This window comes from Citricoccus muralis (assembly GCF_029637705.1).
GTDB lineage: Bacteria > Actinomycetota > Actinomycetes > Actinomycetales > Micrococcaceae > CmP2.
In genome coordinates this window covers 1,350,219-1,370,058 of the sequence record NZ_CP121252.1, presented here as the reverse complement: position 1 = coordinate 1,370,058, position 19,840 = coordinate 1,350,219, and the positions used below count along the sequence as shown (strand labels likewise).

At 62.7% G+C, this 19,840-nt stretch carries 20 protein-coding genes; 4 read left to right on the top strand and 16 right to left on the bottom strand.

Annotation, left to right across the window (positions count from 1 at the left end):
- Positions 1–11: 11 nt before the first annotated feature.
- A complete protein-coding gene (gene clpS, locus P8192_RS06275) occupies positions 12–386 on the bottom strand; it encodes an ATP-dependent Clp protease adapter ClpS (protein ID WP_270105576.1) in 375 nt (124 codons plus the stop codon).
- Between the two features lie 72 nt (positions 387–458).
- Between clpS and P8192_RS06270 the strand changes: the two genes are divergently transcribed.
- Positions 459–1,796: a nicotinate phosphoribosyltransferase gene (locus tag P8192_RS06270; RefSeq protein ID WP_278159402.1), complete on the top strand. Its 1,338-nt coding sequence runs from the start codon at positions 459–461 to the stop codon at positions 1,794–1,796.
- A 78-nt stretch (positions 1,797–1,874) separates the two neighbouring features.
- Positions 1,875–2,549, top strand: coding sequence for an isochorismatase family protein (locus tag P8192_RS06265; RefSeq protein WP_278159400.1), 675 nt, complete (start codon positions 1,875–1,877; stop codon positions 2,547–2,549).
- A 77-nt stretch (positions 2,550–2,626) separates the two neighbouring features.
- On the opposite strand, the gene P8192_RS06260 is transcribed toward P8192_RS06265, so the two are convergent.
- The 6 genes from P8192_RS06260 to P8192_RS06235 all read right to left on the bottom strand — a co-directional run bounded on the left by P8192_RS06260 (position 2,627) and on the right by P8192_RS06235 (position 10,382).
- The gene (locus P8192_RS06260; protein ID WP_278159399.1) at positions 2,627–4,435 is read right to left on the bottom strand and encodes a DEAD/DEAH box helicase; all 1,809 of its coding nucleotides are present in this window, start codon (positions 4,433–4,435) and stop codon (positions 2,627–2,629) included.
- Positions 4,436–4,531: 96 nt separating this feature from the next.
- Entirely contained in the window at positions 4,532–4,882 is a 351-nt protein-coding gene (locus tag P8192_RS06255; protein ID WP_270105579.1) for a DUF3039 domain-containing protein, read from the bottom strand.
- A gap of 30 nt (positions 4,883–4,912) precedes the next feature.
- Positions 4,913–6,493 carry a hypothetical protein gene (locus P8192_RS06250; protein ID WP_278159398.1) on the bottom strand — a complete coding sequence of 527 codons (1,581 nt, stop codon included), beginning with the start codon at positions 6,491–6,493 and terminating at the stop codon, positions 4,913–4,915.
- The gene (locus P8192_RS06245; protein WP_278159397.1) at positions 6,478–7,287 is read right to left on the bottom strand and encodes an ABC transporter ATP-binding protein; all 810 of its coding nucleotides are present in this window, start codon (positions 7,285–7,287) and stop codon (positions 6,478–6,480) included. The genes P8192_RS06250 and P8192_RS06245 overlap by 16 nt, the downstream gene beginning before the upstream one ends.
- 88 nt (positions 7,288–7,375) lie before the next feature.
- Positions 7,376–8,314 (bottom strand): co-chaperone YbbN, encoded by a 939-nt coding sequence (locus tag P8192_RS06240; RefSeq protein ID WP_278159396.1) that lies wholly within the window; start codon positions 8,312–8,314, stop codon positions 7,376–7,378.
- Between the two features lie 70 nt (positions 8,315–8,384).
- Positions 8,385–10,382, bottom strand: a complete 1,998-nt coding sequence (locus tag P8192_RS06235) for a hypothetical protein (protein ID WP_278159395.1) — start codon at positions 10,380–10,382, stop codon at positions 8,385–8,387.
- A gap of 159 nt (positions 10,383–10,541) precedes the next feature.
- Here P8192_RS06235 and P8192_RS06230 point away from each other — a divergent pair, with 159 nt between their 5' ends.
- Positions 10,542–11,789: an AI-2E family transporter gene (locus P8192_RS06230; RefSeq protein WP_278159393.1), complete on the top strand. Its 1,248-nt coding sequence runs from the start codon at positions 10,542–10,544 to the stop codon at positions 11,787–11,789.
- A 14-nt stretch (positions 11,790–11,803) separates the two neighbouring features.
- On the opposite strand, the gene P8192_RS06225 is transcribed toward P8192_RS06230, so the two are convergent.
- Entirely contained in the window at positions 11,804–12,163 is a 360-nt protein-coding gene (locus P8192_RS06225) for a hypothetical protein (protein WP_278159391.1), read from the bottom strand.
- Positions 12,164–12,245: 82 nt separating this feature from the next.
- Between P8192_RS06225 and nucS the strand changes: the two genes are divergently transcribed.
- The gene (gene nucS / locus P8192_RS06220; protein WP_270105586.1) at positions 12,246–12,941 is read left to right on the top strand and encodes an endonuclease NucS; all 696 of its coding nucleotides are present in this window, start codon (positions 12,246–12,248) and stop codon (positions 12,939–12,941) included.
- A gap of 160 nt (positions 12,942–13,101) precedes the next feature.
- On the opposite strand, the gene P8192_RS06215 is transcribed toward nucS, so the two are convergent.
- The 8 genes from P8192_RS06215 to P8192_RS06180 all read right to left on the bottom strand — a co-directional run bounded on the left by P8192_RS06215 (position 13,102) and on the right by P8192_RS06180 (position 19,744).
- Positions 13,102–13,527: a DUF2550 family protein gene (locus P8192_RS06215; RefSeq protein ID WP_278159388.1), complete on the bottom strand. Its 426-nt coding sequence runs from the start codon at positions 13,525–13,527 to the stop codon at positions 13,102–13,104.
- Between the two features lie 49 nt (positions 13,528–13,576).
- The gene (locus tag P8192_RS06210; RefSeq protein WP_270105588.1) at positions 13,577–13,870 is read right to left on the bottom strand and encodes a F0F1 ATP synthase subunit epsilon; all 294 of its coding nucleotides are present in this window, start codon (positions 13,868–13,870) and stop codon (positions 13,577–13,579) included.
- 3 nt (positions 13,871–13,873) lie between these two features.
- On the bottom strand, positions 13,874–15,328 hold the full coding sequence (atpD, locus tag P8192_RS06205) for a F0F1 ATP synthase subunit beta (protein ID WP_270105589.1): 1,455 nt from the start codon (positions 15,326–15,328) through the stop codon (positions 13,874–13,876).
- A gap of 57 nt (positions 15,329–15,385) precedes the next feature.
- Positions 15,386–16,282, bottom strand: coding sequence for a F0F1 ATP synthase subunit gamma (locus P8192_RS06200; RefSeq protein WP_278159386.1), 897 nt, complete (start codon positions 16,280–16,282; stop codon positions 15,386–15,388).
- Between the two features lie 69 nt (positions 16,283–16,351).
- Positions 16,352–17,989 (bottom strand): F0F1 ATP synthase subunit alpha, encoded by a 1,638-nt coding sequence (gene atpA / locus P8192_RS06195; RefSeq protein ID WP_278159383.1) that lies wholly within the window; start codon positions 17,987–17,989, stop codon positions 16,352–16,354.
- Between the two features lie 79 nt (positions 17,990–18,068).
- Positions 18,069–18,881, bottom strand: a complete 813-nt coding sequence (locus P8192_RS06190; RefSeq protein WP_278159381.1) for a F0F1 ATP synthase subunit delta — start codon at positions 18,879–18,881, stop codon at positions 18,069–18,071.
- On the bottom strand, positions 18,881–19,456 hold the full coding sequence (locus P8192_RS06185) for a F0F1 ATP synthase subunit B (protein WP_278159379.1): 576 nt from the start codon (positions 19,454–19,456) through the stop codon (positions 18,881–18,883). Before P8192_RS06185 ends, P8192_RS06190 begins: the two co-directional genes overlap by 1 nt.
- Positions 19,457–19,528: 72 nt before the next feature.
- Complete coding sequence (locus P8192_RS06180; protein ID WP_270105594.1) at positions 19,529–19,744, bottom strand: F0F1 ATP synthase subunit C; 216 nt, start codon at positions 19,742–19,744, stop codon at positions 19,529–19,531.
- Positions 19,745–19,840: the final 96 nt, after the last annotated feature.

Below are 19,840 nucleotides of genomic sequence, written 5' to 3'. Positions count from 1 at the left end.
GTGTCTCGGTGTCATTCAGGCTGTTCCAGGGTGGCCCACAGCCCGTAGCCGTGCATAGCCTCCACATGCCGCTCGGCTTCTTCCCGCGTTCCGGAAGCGACCACCGCCTTGCCCTGGTGGTGCACCTGCAACATCAGCTCATCGGCGCGCGCCGCAGAGAATCCGAAATGGCGCCGGAACACGTAGGAGACGTAGGACATCAGGTTCACCGGGTCGTTCCAGACAATCACGATCCACGGCTTCTCCAGGCGGGTACGATCCTCGGGCCGCACCAGGGTGTCGGTTCCTGTTTCAGTAGATTCCGCCCCGTCCACCGACACTCGCAAGATCGGCGTGGCCTCGGGGTTCGCGCCCGCATCAGGCAGGCTCGTCGTCGAAGGACACATATGCGCATTCTAACGCTCTTAAGACGTACAGCATCTCGGCATCCGGCGGACACACCGAGTATCGTGGCCAGGGTGACCGATCAGACACATCAGCTTCGCGGGCAGCGACCCACTTCGTTGTTCACTGACCACTACGAGCTCACCATGCTGCAGGCGGCCCTGCGCTCGGGTGCAGCCCACCGCCGTTCCGTCTTCGAGGTGTTCACCCGTCGACTGCCCGAAGGACGCCGCTACGGTGTCCTCGCTGGCACAGGGCGCCTTTTAGAGGGCCTGGCCGATTTCCGGTTCGCCGACGACGAATTGGCTTTCCTGGACCGTCAAGGCGTGGTGGATGACACCACCCTGGCCTGGCTGGCCGATTTCCGGTTCAGCGGCAATATCTATGGTTATGCCGAGGGCGAGGCCTACTTCCCGCAATCCCCGGTACTCCAGGTCGAATCGAGTTTCGCCGAGGCCTGCATTCTGGAGACCTACATTCTGTCCATCCTCAACTATGACTCCGCGGTGGCATCCGCCGCCTCGCGCATGACCTCGGCCGCCGGAGACCGGGCCTGCGTGGAAATGGGGTCGCGACGCATCAACGAAGAAGCCGCGGTAGCTGCTGCCCGTGCCGCCATCATTGCCGGATTCACCGCCACCTCTAACCTCGAGGCCGGCATCCGCTATGGCATCCCCACTCTGGGCACCGCCGCGCACTCCTTCACCCTGCTGCACGATTCCGAGCGGGACGCATTCCAGGCGCAGGTCGATGCCCTCGGCGCCGACACCACTCTGCTCGTCGACACCTACGAGGTGGAACAAGGGGTTCGCACCGCGGTTGCGGTGGCCGGGCGAGCGTTGCGTAATGTTCGCCTCGATTCCGGGGACCTGGTGGAGCAAGCCCACTGGGTGCGCCAGTTACTGGATGAGCTGGGCAACCAGGACACTGGGATCATGGTCACCTCAGACCTGGATGAGTTCGCCATCGCCTACCTGAAGTCCGCCCCCGTGAACACGTACGGGGTGGGGACGCGGTTGGTCACCGGTTCGGCCGCCCCCACCGCTTCCATGGTCTATAAGCTGGTGTCACGGCAGAACGACGACGGCGAATGGATCGACGTCGCGAAGGCGTCTACCGGCAAAGCCAGCTACGGCGGCCGCAAACACGCTGCTCGCCGACTCAACGCCCATGGCTTCGCCACCGCCGAACTCGTCGGTGTTAATCAGCCCCCCGCCACCGACGCCAACGACCGAGCTCTGATGCACGAATTTGTCCGTGACGGCCAGATTGTGTCAGGCTGGACCGGCCCCGAAGCCGTGACCCGAGCAGCCCAACGCCATCGTGATTCGCTGGCCGAACTGCCCAATGTGGTCCGAAGGTTACAACCGGGCGAAGCCGCGCTCTCCACCTTTGTGGATGGAATGGGCTAAGCTGGCCTGCGCCCCTGAAAACCGGGGGCAGCAAACTCAATCACTCGCCACGACGCTCAATGAAAAAGGACACCCACCATGCGTGCTTTGGTGATCGTAGACGTCCAGAACGACTTCTGCGAAGGCGGCTCACTGGCCGTCCCCGGCGGCGCGAACATTGCCGCCCGTATCTCCGAGTTCCTCGAAGAGCACTCCGGAGAATATGCTGCTGTTGTCGCCACTCGCGACTGGCATGTTGACCCGGGTCCGCACTTCGCTGCGGCTTCGGATGCTGAACCCGACTTTGAAGAGACCTGGCCGGTGCACTGCTTGGCAGGAACTACCGGCGCTGAACTGCACCCCAACCTGGACGAAGAGTACCTCGACGCCCAATTCCTCAAGGGCCGCTACGACGCGTCCTACTCTGCTTTCGACGGGCAGCTAGGAGACCCAGATACCATCCACCCCAACGCCCCCGAGGGCACCGTCGGCCCCTATGGCGCCACCGCCGCTGGTGCCGCCGCCATCGAGGACGATGCACTCACGCTGGATGAATGGCTCTCCGAGCGGGACATCGATGCCATCACTGTTGTCGGCATTGCCACTGACCACTGCGTACAAGCCACCGTGCTCGACGCCGTGGATGCTGGCTACCAGACGAAGGTGATGACGAACCTCATCGTGGGCGTCAGCGAGGAAAACTCAAAAGCTGCGCTGGACGAGATGGAAGACGCTGGCGCCCAGTTGTGCCACTGGGTCCACGCCGTCGGCTGATAGACACAGATACAAGCGGGGCTCGAGATCAAAGATCTCGAGCCCCGCTTGTATCTGTGTCTCAATGTGTGTCGTTCTTAGCTTCGCCCGACAAACCAGCCCTGCAGGGTGCTGAGCCGTTTCTCCAGTTGGTCCTGACTGGCTTGAGCCACCGCGGGCCCGCCGCTGACTTCGCGGAGCCGATTGTGAATCACCCCGTGCGGGGTGCCAGTACGTGCCGACCACGCGGCCACCGACTTCGATAATTCGGAGCGCAGTTCTTTCATTCGACGGTGCGAAACCACGGACTGCGCTGCTTCCTGCTCCGAGGCTTGACCGTTGACCTGCGGGGTCTGTGGGCGGCGCTTGAGCTGCTCGGCCTGACGCTGACGCAGGAGGGTGGAAACCTGGTCCGCATCGAGCAGTCCAGGGATCCCCAAGAAGTCCAATTCATCCTCGGAACCCACCGCACCACCGGTGCCAAATTCAGCACCGTCGTAGAGCACCTTATCGAAGGACGCCGAGGATTCCAGCGCTTGGAATTTCTCGCGCAACAGACTGTCCGAGGCGGAGTCTTCACGATTGGCCGCGGCCAACTCGTCTTCCTCCGGCGCGTTGGAGAGATCCTCCATGGTCTCCGGGTCCACCCCACCCACCGGGGCATCCAGTGCGTGGTTGCGTTCGGCCTCCATCTCGTTGGCCAACAGCATCAGTTGGGGCACCGAAGGCAAAAACACGCTGGCCGTCTCACCGCGCTTACGCGAACGCACGAAACGGCCGATCGCCTGCGCAAAGAACAGCGGTGTCGAGGTCGAGGTGGCGTACACACCCACGCACAGGCGGGGCACGTCCACGCCTTCGGACACCATGCGCACGGCGACCATCCACCGGGAGTCGCTCTCCGCGAACGTCTCAATCTTCTCCGAGGCGCCGGCATCATCCGACAGCACCGTCGTCACCGGTTCCCCGGTGATAACTTCCAGTTGGGCGGCGTACGCGCGGGCGTCCTCGTGGTCGGTGGCGATCACCAGTCCGCCAGCATCGGAGACATTACGCCGCACTTCGGTGAGTCGACGGTCGGCCGCCCGAAGCACCGAGGGGATCCACTCCCCCTCCGAATTCAGCGCAGTGCGCCAGGCGGCCCCCGTGATGGCTTTGGTTGCGGCCTCGCCGAGCTGGGCTTCCATCACCTCACCGGCGGAGGATTTCCAGCGCATCTGACCGGAATAGGCCATGAACAGCACCGGGCGCACCACGTGGTCACGCAGCGCAGGCCCGTAACCGTAGGTGTAGTCGGCCCGGCTGCGCCGGATGCCGTCGCGCTCTTCAACGTAGTCGACAAAGGGAATCGATGCCGTATCCGAGCGGAACGGAGTACCTGTCAGAGCGAGCCTTCGGGCGGCCGGTTCGAAGGCCTCCCTGATGCCGTCGCCCCAGCTCAGCGCATCGCCGCCGTGGTGGATCTCATCGAGAATGACCAGGGTGTTTGCCGCTTCGGTGCGATTTCGATGCAAGATCGGCTTATTCGCCACCTGAGCGTAGGTGAGAGCCACGCCGAGGTACTCGTCGCCGTGGCGACCGTCGGAGTTCTTGAAGTTAGGGTCGATCGCCAGCCCCACGCGAGCGGCAGAATCGGCCCACTGCTTCTTCAAGTGATCGGTGGGTGCCACCACGGTGATCCGGCTAATCACGCCGGATTCTTTGAGCATTTTGGCCACGCGTAGCGCGAAGGTGGTCTTACCTGCGCCGGGGGTTGCCACGGTGAGGAAGTCCCGATGTGGTGCCGAAAAGTACCGTTCCAGGGCCTCCTGCTGCCACTGACGAAGCTTCGTTGCCGTACCCCAGGCGGCGCGTTCGGGCATCGCTGGGGGCAGATTCTCGCCGATCTGGAACAGTGCATCCGACACGGGTGCAGGACACCTCCTCTATCGCCGCGTACGCGCGGCGAGCAAACCCGCACCTGCGGGGACAGTCACTTTGGTCTGGGAATTCAGGCGGTCGAGTTAGGACTTGCCACGGCCGAACCAGCCGCGTCCTTTGCCACCGGATCCCGAGGAGCCTTCGTCGCCAGAACTGAAACCTTCGTAGATCTCTTTGCACTCGGGGCACACGGGGAACCGCTGGGGATCCCTGCCCGGCGTCCAGACCTTGCCACACAGGGCGATCACGGGCTCGCCGGTCATGGCGGACTCCATGATCTTTTCCTTGCGCACGTAGTGTGCGAAGCGCTCGTGGTCGCCTGGCTCTATTTCCTGGAGCTGCTCCTCACGTTCCAGAACGCTGGATCCGGCTCCGCTCGGAGAGCCGGGCTGACCGTAGGGATCCTGCTGGGAGGCGTGAACGGAAGACGTCATGGTGGCCATTCTACTCCTTCAGTCGGCTGGCTACTGGCTGGACACGTAGCGCAGCACTTGCTGGTAGGTCTTGTCGCTGGTGCTGTCATACCAGGCGGCTCCGAGCTTCATACCGATCCACAGCACGATCACCCCGTTGACCAGGCCCACCGCCAAGGCGATGAGGTTCCACAGGGTATCCCCGTTGACCAGCGCCACGATGGAGAGCACCACGGCCGGCAGGGTGACCACCACGGTGGCGAGCAGGGACACCATCTGCACCATGGCGGTGCGCATCATCGAACCCTGCGGTGTGGCAAACGGGCTCGCCCCGGGGGCTGGCACCGGGTACACGAATCGCGCTGAAATGAGCGCGGAGAGTCCGGCACCGCCCAGCAACAGCGTCATGCCCAGGCCCAAGGCTGCAGGCAGCAGGTTCCACGCCCCGGTCACGGCTGCACCGATCACGGTGGCGCCGATGGTGGCCGGCACCGCCCAGATCAGCAGCGCCGAGACGCGACCCCGTCGGTCGTCTTGACCGGTGACTCCGGTGGTGATGTGCATGGACAGAGCAGCGCCGTCATAGGAGAGGTCCGCCTGAATCGCGAATCCCAACAGCAAGCCGACCAGGGGGCCGATCAGGAGCACGATCACGGAGCTGCCCGATTGCGCGCCCAGGAATATCAACACGACCACCATGAGCGGCACCATGATGAGGCTCGCCGAATAGCGCGGGTCCTTGAGCCAGTAAATGATCGACCGCGCCGCAATCGCACCGGCGGGGGTGGCCGGAAAACGGGCGAACAGCCCCGTGCCGCGAGTGCTACGGCTGCTCGTGCCGGAGCTTGGTGCGCGATCGATGCTGCGCCGCACGGCCGTCACCCACAGCCAGATGGCACCGAGGACCCAGACGAGGCTGACTCCCAACTGGGCCGCTGCCAGTCCAAGGTCGCCCTGCGATGCCGTCCAGGCGGACCCGGTGAAGCTACCCAGCGGCGTCCACACCAGCACGCCCAGTACGCCCGGCAACTGCTCGATCAGGCCCGGAATGCTCTCGACCGCTGTTCCGAAAATAACGCCGGCGAGCATGAGCGGGATGAACGCAATCAGCGAAAGCGTCTCGCGGACCCGACGTCGACCGGTCATCGCGCTTAGCAGACCGGTGACCCCGTGGGCAAGGCAGATACAGAACACCGTTCCCAGCAGTGCACCCACTAGGGCGGTCAGCATCACCACCACGTTGTCGCGCCAGGGCAGGATCATTGCGATACTCGCTAACAGCGTGAACGCACCGGTCATCGTGGTCAGCGCTCCCAGCCCCAGCCCGGTGATCAAGACGGGTGTCTGAATGCCATAGGTGACAAAGTTTCGCGGCTCCATGGATTGGTCCATACCCGAGGCAAACAGGGGCACCACCAACCATGCGAGCACCAGGACGGCGCCGATCAGGACGACGACGGTGCCGCGCAGTTCGGTGTCGGCGGAGCCGAGCGCGGTCATCCCAAGAATCATTGCGAACAGGAGGCCCAGTGCGTAGACGACGCCGATCAGCGTCATCACCAGCACCATGGTCGAGCGTTTCCATCCGGCGATCGTCAGCCGGAAGCGCAGAGAGATCAGGTGCGCAACCACGTGAGCCCCTCTCCAGGGCCGTCTCCGCCCACCAGCTCGACGAACGTCTCGTCCAGGGAGCGCTCACCGCGTACCTCGTCCACCGTACCGGCGGCCAGGACGTTACCCTGCGCGATGATCGCGACGTGGTCGCACATCCGCTGCACGAGGTCCATCACGTGCGAGGAGACGATGACGGTGCCGCCGGAAGCTACGTATTGCTGGAGGATCTGGCGAATGTTCGCCGCCGAGACCGGGTCGACTGCTTCGAAAGGCTCGTCGAGCACCAGCACCTTCGGCACGTGGATCATGGCTGCGGCCAAGGCGATTTTCTTCGTCATACCGGCCGAGTAATCCACCACAGGTTTGCCGGCGTCCTCATTGAGGTCCATGACCCGCAAGAGGTCACGGGTACGCTCGGCCACCAACTCACGGTCCATGCCGCGCAGCAGCCCGGAGTAGGTCACCAGTTGCTCACCGCTGAGCCGGTCGAAAAGGCGCACACCGTCGGCGAGAACGCCCATGATGCGTTTGGCAGCGCCGGGCTGTTCCCACACCTCGATACCGTGCACCCACACTTTGCCGTGGTCCGGGCGCAAGAGCCCCGTCATCATCGACATCGCGGTGGTCTTGCCGGCTCCGTTGGGCCCGACCAGTCCGTAGAACGATCCGGCGGGGATGTCCAGGTCGATGCCGTTGACGGCGATCTTGGGGCCAAATTGTTTGCCTAGCTGCCGGACGACGAAAGCGTGCTGGTCGTCGCTCGGAGCGACCGGCTGCGGTGACGAAGGCTGGGGTGAAGATGCGTCGGCCACGGTCGAAGTGTCCTTTCCATGAGCGGTCACGGACCCCGTTCTCGACAGCGGCGCAGATCCGGGACGTGCCCCAGCATAGGCACACTGATTAGAACAGGGCCATCGCCAATTGGCGGCGCGAGGCGGCGACCCGCGGATCATTTTCGCCCACCACGGCGTAGAGATCCACCAGATGAGCGCGAGCTGGCTCCCGGGATTCGTCGCGATGAGATGCGATGAATCTCACCAACCGGGCGAAGGCGTCCTCCACATGTCCGCCGAGCAGATCCAGGTCGGCCACGTCGATCTGTGCCTGGACGTCTTCCGGGTTTTCGGCCGCATGAGCACGCACGGCCTGGGGGTCCATGGCCTGGGTACGCTGGATCAATTGAACACGGGAAATCCCGTTCTTCGCCAGGTCATCACCGGGGTTTTCCTTCAGCGCTTGCTGATACGCGGCCAGGGCACCCTCGTAATCCCGCTCGCCCAGTGCCGTCTCAGCCTGAGCGTGCAGCGGCGGCAGCGCCGGTTCGTTTGATTCCTCCGCTGGCCCGGCAGCGAACGGGGCCACCGTACCGGAGAGACCATTCTGTACGGCGATCTTCTGGACTTCGTCCAAGACAGCGGAGATCTGTTCGGCCGGGGCCGGCTGGTTCAGCAATGGAATAGCTTGCCCACCGACCACGGCAACGACGACCGGACCGGCCGGCACACCGAAGATCTGCAGCAGCGCGGGGTTGGCTTCCGTATCGGCCTGGGCCAGCACGAGGCGTCCCTGGCGGGCGTCAACGGCCGGGACGAGGGCCTGATCGATTTGGGCCGAAGCCGGATTCGACGGAGCAGCCAGGTGGATCAGCACCGGAACCTGCGCACCCAGCTGCAACACTTGCTGCAGCTCGGCCTCGCTGGCGATGCGCGTGACCCAGGTTGAGCCTCCGGAAGCACCCGACTCCGGTGCGCTGGCGCTGTTGGCCAGGGCGGAGAGATCCACGGCGCCACGTTGCTGTGGCGTTGCGGCAGGCTGGGAACGATCTGGCTGCTCGGTCATCATCACTCCTCCCCCGGCACGCGGCCGGGATGCTGATCCGGGTTCACCCCCGGGACGGGACGTTTCGTACTTAGTCTATGTACTCCACGGAGGCGATATCGTCGCTCATCGCCACGAGCCGAACCTGCGCGTCCTCGTCCTCAGCCGAGGGCACCAGCACGGCGACCGATTCGCGATAAATCTCCACGACTTCGCCCTCGTGGTTGCGCGAATCCTCACCAGCCAGCTCAGCGGACAGCTCGCTGACCTCGATGCCCGCGCCTTCCTCGTTCGGTGACATCCGGGTCTCAGCGTTCAGCGAGCCGATCACCAACGCCGAGCCATCGGGCATGCGCACCGACGTGTAGCCGTTCTGCACGGGGGTACGACTGTATTCGGCGGTGGCTTCCTCCAGCGATTCCTGGCGCTCGGTCTGGAAGGTGTGCAGAGCATCAATGGTGACGTTCTCCCCCACCTGATCGCCGAAGTCGTCCTCGGGGTCCGAAAGGTAGTCGCCCAGCCCCTGTAGCGCAGCCTGAGGACTCATCGCTAGGCCGGTGTCATCGGTGACGTTGATCTGCTCAATTCCGGAGTCCATCACGGAAGACACCGGGAATTCGGTGCCCTGAATCATCGCGGCGGTGTAAGCCACCTTGTACTGACTGCGGGCATCCTCCTGACGCAACAGCACCAGCTGTGGGATCTGGTCATCCTCCCCACCGACGACAGCCACCAGGTTGCGAGGGAACTCCTCGGAGGCATCCGACCACGCGGCCAGCACCGGCTCGGCGGGCAGCGCAGCCACAGCGCGCGTCTCATCATCGATGGCGCGGTTGCGATAATTGTCTTTGCGGGCCTGAAGTGCCTGAGACATCATGCGCGAGGACAACACGTCAGCATCTTGTTCTTCATCGCCGCGGGCTACCGTGGCACCTACACGTGTAAGAATCTGCTCGAGCTGCTGCTCGACGACGACAGGGTACTCTTCGGAACCAGCCTCTTCGGCGTCGGAGCCGGCATCCGGGGCCTCGCTGATATCGCTGTCGGTGCTCGCGGCGGGTTCCGAGGCGTCTTCCGCGGTGTCGGCCGTTGCCGGGCCCACGCCGCCCCAAAGCAGACCGGCTGACAGTCCCACGGTTCCCAGACCAGCTACGACCCGTTTCAGGAACGGAGACTCCGGACGGTCTTTGCCATTCTGTTCCTGCTCCGGCTCGTCCACGGCTTCTCCCCCATCCACATCATCATCGATGTCGGTGGTGTCATCTGGTTCTACAGTGTCATCAGGTTCTACAGTCTCGTCAGATTCGTCAGTGGCTTTTTCATCAGTCGACTCGGGTTCGACATCAGGTTCGACATCGTTGGCGTCAGGAGCGGGGGCTGCGACCGCGGTGGTCGCGGTGGCCGGACCGAGGGCATCTCGACCGGCCACGCGACGGCCCGAAGGCCGCTTCCGCTTGCGCTGGAAGACGACTGCCAGCCAGATCAGCACCAGCACGCCGAGCAACACCAGCAGGGAGCCGATCACGTACAGCGGCACGATCCAGGGCGAATTGCCTTCCTGGTTCACCCAAGTCACCGAGAAGTCCGTGGGAGCCGATTCGGTGCCGTCGGCCACCACAAGTAGCGCCCATTCGCCTTCGGCTGGCGTGGACCAGCGCTGAGTGATAGTGCCTTCAGCTTCTTGAATGTCTACCCAGAGATCTGAGCTCACGGGGCTGGGCACGGTGGACTCACCCTCGGTGTGTTCCACCGTCACTACGGGGCTCTCGCCGCGAGGTACATCGGTGTTCACACCGGTGATCGTGTTGTGGGCGGCGTCGCCCACCCATGCCTCGATATCGCGGGTCTGACCGAGCATCAAGGTGTAGTCACCCTCGCCCGTCAGGGTGTACTCGATGTTCTCGTCATCGACCTCGGTGATTCCGCCGGTAATGATCGTCAGCGGAGCCTCTCCAGGGGCCCCCTCGCCCTCGGCTGCCACGCCCGCGGTCACCCGCTCCGGTGGAGCCCAAACGGTCTGCAGGCCCAGGGCAGCGAAGATCGCGCCAAGACCGAGCAGTATCGCGATGACTCCTGAGAATGCTTTCACGCAGAACCTTCTTGAATCGAGAACGAGGTGACAGAAACCGGTGAACCGGACGGGCACTCATTGTACCGAGAATGGTCACTTTTCGATAACGGACGGTCTCTACGACGCCGCGGACACGGGCACTGCCGGTCCGAGAAGGCGCTGACGTACGCTGTGTTTGTGGCAGACAACGACGACGTATCCGGCGAATTGACCCCCGCACCGACCTCTCCCCGAGGCGCGGATCGCGTGCGCGCTCTTCGGCGGCGACTCAGTGGGTTCCGCGTTCCGGGTGCGCGCCCACGGCATCAGTTCAGCATTCCGGAATCCACCGATCAGCCGGTCACCCGCGACACCATGACCGCCGAAGCGACGTCGTCCAGCGTCGACATTGTCATGCAGCACCCTATTCGTACCGGGTTCCTCTTGGCCGTGGGCATCGGTCTGGCGCTGTTCTTGTACATGGTGCTTACCGTCAACTCATCGCTGCTGGCCTGGATCGGGGCGGCGCTGTTTATCGCCCTTGGGCTGGATCCGATCGTGCGCAAGGTTGAGAGCTGGGGCGCCCCGCGCGGCGTCGGTGTCCTCGGCGCCCTGGCCATCTTCGGCGGAATTCTGGGATTGTTCTTTTCCCAGCTCATCCCGATCGTCGCCCAGCAGACCACCCAGTTCATCAACGACCTGCCCAATCTCGTCGACCAGTTCATTGGCTCCGAGTTCTTCCAGGATCTTGACGCCCGCTATGACGTTCAGGATTGGGTCAACACCGAACTGAATCGGTTCGTTTCCGATACGTCCAATGTCACCAACCTCTTCGGCGGCATCTTCGGTGTGGGCACGGCGATCATCACCACCGGGTTCAGCGCTCTCGTGATTTTCGTGCTCACCCTGTACTTCCTGGTCTCGTTACCGACCATGAAACAGTGGATGTACCACCTGGTCCCCCGCAGCCGCCGGACTCGCGTGGAAACCCTCTCGGAGCAGATCACCACCTCCGTCGGCCACTACGTCATCGGACAGTCCATCGTCGCCGTGCTCAACGGCTGCGTTGCCTTCATCGCCGTCTCCCTTGCCGGAATCCCGTTTGCCACACTGATGGCATTCTTTGCCGGCCTGATGGCGTTCATCCCGCTGGTCGGGGCCATGATCGGCGGGATCATCATCAGCCTCATCAGCCTGGCTGTTGGTTGGCAGGCCACACTCATCTTCGCCGCCATCTACTTCATCTACTTGCAGGTCGAGGCTTACTTCGTCTCCCCGCGCGTGATGACTCGTGCGGTGGCCGTCCCCAGTTCCGTGGCGGTTATCGCCGTCATCGCTGGCGGCACCATGCTGGGGGTTCTCGGAGCTCTGATAGCTATCCCTACCGCTGCGGCGGTGCTCTTGATACTTCGAGAAGTATTGCTGCCGTATCAGGATTCGCGATAGCCGCAGGCAACCGCTCAACGGCGATCTTGACGCCGGTTCTCCCAGCATTTCAGATGCCAGTGCCGGCGTTCTTCACCGGCGGCTTCGTCCCCGAAGAGATGGTCACTGCGCCAGGCCACCAGATGTGCCTGGCCAGTGATGATCGTACGGAAACAACCCGGGCAGGTGTAATCCTTCACGGCACGCCAGGCCGGGATCTTACGCACGTGCCAGTCCCCATCGGCGGCAGATTCGTGGTGGTATCCGGGATCCATTCCCAGACGCAGATTCAACCCGTCAGGCATTCCCGGACGCGAGGTCCCCTGGCCACGGTCCGGAGAGGCCCCGCGACGTCGTGACGACGACGAACGGCGGGGACGGTTGGAACGGGGCATGCCACCATTTTCGCATATCGACTTCCCCCACCCTCGGCCTCGGCAGACTCGGAGAGGACCGATACCGGGTAAACTCTCCGGTGTGCGATTGGTGATAGCAGACTGTTCAGTGACGTATCGAGGCCGACTCAACGCCCATCTTCCACGGGCAAGTCGCCTGTTGATGATCAAGGCAGACGGCGCTGTCCTGGTGCACTCCGACGGCGGTTCCTACAAGCCGCTGAACTGGATGAGCCCTCCGGCCACCTTGCGCGAAACTGAACCCGATGAAGCATTATCTGGACAAGGCGTCCAGTCGGTCTGGACCGTCTCCGCACAGAAAACCGATGACCAACTGATCATCCATCTTTTCGCGACCCATCATGATTCTTCCCACGAACTGGGACAGGACCCGGGACTGATCAAGGACGGTGTGGAAGCCGACCTGCAGCGATTGCTGGCCGAGCAGATCACTACCCTGGGTGATGGCTACAGCTTGGTCCGCCGCGAGTACATGACCGCTATTGGTCCGGTCGATATTGTGGCCCGGAATGCCGAAGGCGCCACCGTGGCCGTGGAGCTGAAACGGCGCGGTGACATCGACGGCGTGGAGCAGCTCACCCGCTATGTCGAGCTGCTGAATCGCGATCCCCTGCTGGCGCCCGTCCAAGGGGTGTTCGCCGCACAGCAGATCAAACCGCAGGCCCGCACTCTTGCCGAGGACCGCGGTTTCCGGTGCGTGACGCTGGACTACGATGCGCTACGCGGTGTTGACGACGCCGATGCTCGACTCTTCTGACGCAGTAGCGGGCTAGTCTTCTGACGCAATAGCAGGCTAGGAGCGCACTTTGCTAAACGACGAAGCCGCCGGGCGAGGGACCATCCACGTTCCCTCACCCAGCGGCTTCTGTGTAGTTGTGTGTTGAGTGTCCGAGGTCGTCCGACACCGGCTGACCGAGTCAGAAGAAACGACGCCGTTGCCGTCGGATCGGTTCATCCCGCCAGATACCGATTCCGATGGACGGGCCGGACTCCAACCACGTAGCCAATTCGGAGACGTTGATCTCATCCATGAGCAGTTCCTGCGCCTTCGCACCGTCTTCTAAACGCACGCGGACCCAGCCTTCTTTGCGCGCTGGTCCGAGACGCTTAATGTCCAAACGATGGCGTGGAGCCGTCCAGCGAGGCAACGGACTCACGGAGAATACTGTCATCAGTTCTACCGTGGTCTCGTTGTAGCAGAGGATCACGCGGGCACCTTGCCCCTGTGAGTCGATCTGATCCGGGGAAGCCACGAATCTGGCCTTAAACGTGCCAGGGGTCCGTAGGAGCGTACGTCTCCTCCACCAGAGCACTGCGCCCACGATCAGGACGATCAGCGCCACGATGGCGAGGATACTCAGTACGGTTCCTACGAACCACCCGGACGTCATGTCAGGCTACAGACCCGTGTGAGGCTTCACCCTCCAGCGTTGCAGCACCGGCAGCAATCACCACGCGGTTATTGTCCACGGAGAAGAACCCGCCTTCGGCGCGAACGGTTACGGCCGTTCCGTCTCCGGACTCGACCACGACTTCACCGTCGCCGAGAACGGCGAGCAACGGGGTGTGACCAGGAAGAATCCCAATCTCACCTTCGATGGTGCGTGCCGAAACGGATCGAGCCGGGCCAGACCATACGAAACGGTCCTCAGCGACGATCTCTACTTCGAGTTCGTTGGCAGCCATGAATCAGGATTCCTTCTGGATGCGTGCCCACTCGCGCTCAACATCGTCCAGGCCGCCGACGTTGTAAAACGCCTGCTCCGCGACGTGATCCAGGTCACCATCGCAAATGGCCTTGAAGCCCTCAACGGTGTCCTTGATCGGCACGGTGGAACCTTCAACGCCAGTGAACTGCTTGGCGGTGTAGGTGTTCTGCGACAGGAACTGCTCGATGCGACGTGCGCGGGAGACGACGATCTTGTCTTCCTCGGAGAGCTCGTCGACGCCAAGGATCGCGATGATGTCCTGCAGTTCCTTGTTCTTCTGGAGGATCTGCTTCACGCGAATGGCAGTGTCGTAGTGCTCCTGGCCCACATACTGCGGGTCGAGGATGCGCGAGGTCGAAGCCAGCGGATCCACAGCCGGGTACAGACCACGGGAGGCCAGCGAACGGGTCAGGTTCGTGGTGGCGTCGAGGTGGGCGAACACGTTAGCCGGAGCCGGGTCGGTGTAGTCGTCCGCGGGGACGTACACGGCCTGCATCGAGGTGATGGAGTGACCACGAGTCGAGGTGATGCGCTCCTGAAGAACGCCCATCTCGTCGGCGAGGTTCGGCTGGTAACCCACTGCAGACGGCATGCGGCCCAGCAGGGTCGATACCTCGGAACCAGCCTGTGAGAAGCGGAAGATGTTGTCGATGAACAACAGCACGTCCTGCTTCTGCACATCACGGAAGTACTCCGCCATAGTCAGACCGGTCAGGGCCACGCGCAGACGGGTGCCCGGCGGCTCATCCATCTGGCCGAACACCAGGGCGGTGTCCTTGAGCACGTTGGCTTCTTCCATCTCGACCCAGAGGTCGTTACCCTCACGGGTCCGCTCGCCGACACCGGCGAAGACTGAAGTACCACCGAAGTTACGGGCCACACGGGTGATCATTTCCTGGATGAGCACGGTCTTGCCCACACCGGCACCACCGAAGAGGCCGATCTTTCCGCCCTGGATGTAGGGCGTCAGCAGGTCGATCACCTTGATGCCGGTCTCCAGCATCTCGGTCGAGCCTTCGAGGTCAGCGAAGTTCGGAGCCGGGCGGTGAATAGGCCAACGCTCGTTGACTTCCAGCGAGGAGGTCTCAACGTCCAGGGCCTCGCCCAGCACGTTGAAGATGTGGCCCTTGACGACATCGCCGACGGGAACCGAAATCGGAGCGCCAGAGTCGGTCACAGCAGCACCGCGGACCAGGCCGTCGGTGGACTGCAGCGAGATAGCGCGAACCAGGTTGTCACCCAGGTGCTGTGCAGTCTCGAAGGTGATGGTGCGGGTCTCACCGTTGACGGAAAGTTCAGCGGTCAGAGCGTTATAGATCTCCGGCATGGCGTCGCTGGGGAATTCAGCGTCAATCACCGGACCAGTCACGCGGGCAATACGCCCCACAGCGCCGGTGGCGGAACCGGTGCCGGATTCGTTAATGGTGGCAGTCATCTTTCTCACTTCGTTTGATGTGGATGGCGGTTGATGTGAGCTTCTCAGCCCGAAGCGTCAGGACGCGCTCAAAGCATCCGCACCCGCGATGAGCTCGGTGAGCTCCTGGGTGATGGATGCCTGACGAGCGTTGTTCATCAGCAGCGTGTATTCCTTGATCAGATCGGAGGCGTTGTCGCCGGCAGACTTCATTGCCCGCTGACGGTTGGCCAACTCCGATGCGGCTGCCTGCAGCATGGCCGAGAAGATGCGCGACTCGATGTACTTCGGCAGCAGCGCATCCAGCACCTGGTCGGGATCCGGCTCGTACTGGTAGAGCGGAAGCAGCTCGGTCGTCTCGGTGACTTCCTCCTCGACTACCTCCAATGGAAGTAGACGGACGACGGCAGGCACCTGCGTGACCAGCGAACGGAATTCGGTGAAGACCACGTGGATCTCATCGACTCCGCCCTCATCGGTGTCCTTGAGGAAGGCGTCGACCAACGTCTCGCCGACTTCGCGGGCCACCTGGAATTCCGGGTTGTCCGTGTTACCGGTCCAGACCTGCTTGTACTCCCGGTTCCGGAAGTCGAAGTAGCTCTGTGCCTTGCGGCCCATCAAGTAGACCTCAGGCTCTTTGCCCTCTTCGCGCAGCTTCTCCAGCAGCCCTTCGGCGTGACGGAGAATATTGGCCGAGTACGCGCCGGCCATGCCACGGTCCGAAGACATGATCAGTACGGCCGACCGACGCGGGTTCTCCACCTCGGAGGTGAGGACATGCTCGATGTCCTGCTGCGATGACACGGCCGAGACGGCACGCGTAATCGCGTTAGCGTAGGGCAACGACGCGCTCACGCGGGCACGAGCCTTGGTGATTCGAGACGTCGCGATGAGCTCCATCGCCTTGAAGATCTTCTGCATCGACGTGGTCGAATTGATCTTCTGGCGATACACCCGAATATCGGCTGCTCCCATGGTTGTCCTTTCCTTCGTCCAGAACGGCGGCGACTTGTCGTGAACCGGTCAGCCGCCACCGTCCGGGCGTCAGCGCTTCTGCTTGACGATCTTCTCCTGGGTGACATTCTCGGCCTCAAGAGCATCGTGCTCTTCGTGGCCTGCATGCACCAGGTGATCATCGCCTTCGGCCAGGAAATTCTTCTTGAAGGACGAGATCTCGTTCTCGAGGGCTTCCAGAGTCGAATCTTCCAGCTTGCCGGTATCGGCGATCGACGCCAGCACGATGTCCTTGCGACGCAGGTGATCCAGGAAGTCGCGCTCGAAGCGCAGAACATCCGAGACCGGCACATCGTCAAGGTGGCCCTTCGAACCAGCCCAGATCGACACGACCTGCTCCTCAACGGGGTACGGAGTGTACTGGGGCTGCTTCAGCAGCTCCATCAGACGTTCACCCCGAGCCAGCTGACGACGGGTCGCCGGATCCAGGTCGGAGGCGAACATGGAGAACGCCTGCATGTCGCGGTACTGAGCCAGGTCCAGCTTCAACGTACCGGAGACCTTCTTCATGGCCTTCACCTGTGCAGCACCACCCACGCGGGACACGGAGATACCCACGTCCACAGCGGGACGCTGGTTGGCGTTGAAGAGGTCGGACTGCAGGAAGATCTGACCGTCCGTAATGGAGATGACGTTGGTCGGAATATAGGCGGATACGTCATTGGCCTTGGTCTCGATGATCGGCAGACCGGTCATCGAACCGCCGCCGAGGTCATCGGAGAGCTTCGCGCAACGCTCGAGCAACCGGGAGTGCAAGTAGAACACGTCGCCGGGGTATGCCTCGCGGCCCGGAGGACGACGCAGAAGCAGCGAGACCGCACGGTAAGCCTCTGCCTGCTTGGACAGGTCGTCGAAGATGATCAGAACGTGCTTGCCGCCGTACATCCAGTGCTGGCCGATGGCCGAGCCTGCGTAGGGCGCCAAGTACTTGAAGCCGGCCGGGTCGGACGCGGGCGAAGCCACAATGGTGGTGTACTCCAGGGCGCCGTGCTCTTCAAGGGTGGAACGCACCGAGGCGATGGTGGAAGCCTTCTGGCCCACAGCGACGTACACGCAGCGAACCTGCTTGGAAGCATCGCCAGACTCCCAGTTGGCCTTCTGGTTCAGGATGGTGTCGACAGCGATGGCAGTCTTACCGGTCTGACGGTCACCAATGATCAGCTGGCGCTGTCCGCGACCGATCGGAATCATGGCGTCGATAGCCTTCATCCCGGTCTGCAGCGGCTCTTCAACCGACTTGCGCTGGGTCACGCCGGGAGCCTGCAGCTCCAGTGCGCGACGTCCTTCGGCTTCGATGGGGCCAAGGTTGTCCAGCGGCGCACCCAGAGGGTCGACCACGCGACCCATGAATCCGTCGCCCACCGGCACGGAAAGAACCTCTCCGGTGCGGCGTACTTCCATTCCTTCTTCGATGCCCTGGAATTCACCCAGAACCACGACGCCGATTTCACGGGGGTCGAGGTTCTGAGCAAGCCCGAACACGCCGTTCGCGAACGTCAGCAGCTCGTTGGCCATGACCGAGGGCAAACCCTCGACACGGGCGATACCGTCTGCTGCGGAGACGACGTAGCCGACCTCGACACGCTCGGTGCCGGAGGGTTCGTACGACGCCGCGAAGTCGTTCAAGGCATTGCGGACATCATCAGCGTTGATGGTCAAGTCGGCCATCTGCAGTCCCTGCTCTCTTCAGTGTTGATCATCGTGGCTCACGATGACCGTAAATGTGTACTAGTTCGAGTGCCGGTCGTCAGCCGGCCATCTTCCGTTGCAAATCGTTCAGTCGAGTAGCGATCGAGGAGTCGACGACGTCGTCGCCAACCTGCACCCGAATACCACCAACCAGCTCGGGGTCGACGTTCACGTTGAGTGTGAGATCCCGGCCAAATGCCGAGGACAGCCCACGCTCGAGACGCTCCAGCTGTGCTTTATCGAGCGGCCGCGCGACAGTAACATCAGCGATCCAGCGACGCTGGCGATCGGAGATCACGTCAGCAAAGCGGCGGACGAGGTCGACCGGCTTAGCTCCGCGTGGGTGCTCCGTTGCCTGGCGAACCAAGAGCTGGGCTTCCGGGCTTGCGGACGCGGGCAGCAGACGCACAGCAAGATCACCACGTGCGCTAGCGGGTGCCTGTTGCTCCGTCAGTGCACGCTGAACGTCGTGGGAGGACTCCACAGCGGTACGGAAACCCAGCAGCTCGGCTACCAGATTCTTCAACCCGTCAAGACCGCCACGTTCAGCGGCACCAGCCGCAGCCAGCACAGCCAGGTGCTCCAGTGCATCGCCGAGGTCGCGCTCGTGAGACCACCGGGCAGCGACAGCTGCCTCCAGTACCTGACGAGTGGCGTCACTCACGTGCGCACCGAAAACCTGTGCCGCCAGAGCACGGCGCTTCGCCGGTTCCCACGTGGGGTCCGTCAGTGAACGCCGCAACGAACCGTTGTCGTCTATCACTGCCAACGCTGCAAAGAGCTGCTCGGACAGTTCGATGCCTCCGGTCGACAGCGCCTGTTCGGCCTCAGTCTTGACCTGTGCCAATGAATCGCGTGATGCTCCAGCCATTACTCAGATGCACCTGCACTCGAAGCGGTGGACTGTACTGCCTGATCGCGCTCGAGATCTGCGAGGAACCGATCAACAACACGGCGCGAACGCTCGTCGTCATCGAGGGATTCGCCGATGATCTTGGCAGCGAGAGAACTAGCCAGCGTGCCGACCTCGGTACGCAACGAGGACACAGCCTGGTTGCGCTCCGCAGCAATCTGAACCGATGCCTGTTCGGTGATGCGAGCCGCCTCTTCGGACGCGCGCTCACGTGCCTCAGCAACGATCTGGGCCGCTTCAATGCGAGCTTCCTCGCGCACCTGGCTGGCCTCAGCGCGAGCGTCCTGCAACTGCTGCTGGTAATCAGCCTTCATTGCATTTGCTTCAGCCTGAGCGGCCTCGGCACGCTCCAGTCCGCCCTCGATGGCATCGACGCGGTCCTGGTAGGACTTCTCAAGTGCCGGTACGACGAACTTGACCACGATGAACATCAGCACAGCGAAGCCGGTCGCCGTGACAAGCACTTCCCACCAGTTGGGGATCAGTGGGTTGGCGCCCTCGGCGGCTGCAATGACCATTTCAGACCTGATCATGAATCAACCATCCTTTAGGTGAATTTCCAGTCATGGGTGGCCGAGCGAACTCGACCGTGGATGGCCGTTGTGTCAGGCGCCGATAACGAAGGCGAACACCAGGCCAAGGATGGCCAGTGCTTCTGCCAGAGCGAAGCCCAGCAGGGCGATCGGCTGCAGGATGCGCTGTGCCTCAGGCTGACGTGCAACGCCGTTGATGTAAGCAGCGAAGATCAGACCCACGCCGATGGCGGAGCCGATGGATGCCAGGCCGTAGCCGATCATGTTCAGTGAACCGTGCAGTTCCATGGTGTTCCTTTCAAGATGCCGATGTTCGGCAGGTTGCGGAGGTATTCCCGGCAGATTCCGGAGGGTACCGGCCCGAGAAGATTGGTGGGTGTTGAA

Bases quoted from the DNA above. Each gene is read 5' to 3' on its own strand.
- P8192_RS06190 (WP_278159381.1), bottom strand. From the start codon at position 18,881: ATGGCTGGAGCATCACGCGATTCATTGGCACAGGTCAAGACTGAGGCC.
- P8192_RS06185 (WP_278159379.1), bottom strand. From the start codon at position 19,456: ATGATCAGGTCTGAAATGGTCATTGCAGCCGCCGAGGGCGCCAACCCA.
- P8192_RS06225 (WP_278159391.1), bottom strand. From the start codon at position 12,163: ATGCCCCGTTCCAACCGTCCCCGCCGTTCGTCGTCGTCACGACGTCGC.
- P8192_RS06180 (WP_270105594.1), bottom strand. From the start codon at position 19,744: ATGGAACTGCACGGTTCACTGAACATGATCGGCTACGGCCTGGCATCC.
- atpA (WP_278159383.1), bottom strand. From the start codon at position 17,989: ATGGCCGACTTGACCATCAACGCTGATGATGTCCGCAATGCCTTGAAC.
- P8192_RS06265 (WP_278159400.1), top strand. From the start codon at position 1,875: ATGCGTGCTTTGGTGATCGTAGACGTCCAGAACGACTTCTGCGAAGGC.
- P8192_RS06240 (WP_278159396.1), bottom strand. From the start codon at position 8,314: ATGACCGAGCAGCCAGATCGTTCCCAGCCTGCCGCAACGCCACAGCAA.
- P8192_RS06255 (WP_270105579.1), bottom strand. From the start codon at position 4,882: ATGACGTCTTCCGTTCACGCCTCCCAGCAGGATCCCTACGGTCAGCCC.
- P8192_RS06210 (WP_270105588.1), bottom strand. From the start codon at position 13,870: ATGGCTGCCAACGAACTCGAAGTAGAGATCGTCGCTGAGGACCGTTTC.
- clpS (WP_270105576.1), bottom strand. From the start codon at position 386: ATGTGTCCTTCGACGACGAGCCTGCCTGATGCGGGCGCGAACCCCGAG.
- atpD (WP_270105589.1), bottom strand. From the start codon at position 15,328: ATGACTGCCACCATTAACGAATCCGGCACCGGTTCCGCCACCGGCGCT.
- P8192_RS06200 (WP_278159386.1), bottom strand. From the start codon at position 16,282: ATGGGAGCAGCCGATATTCGGGTGTATCGCCAGAAGATCAATTCGACC.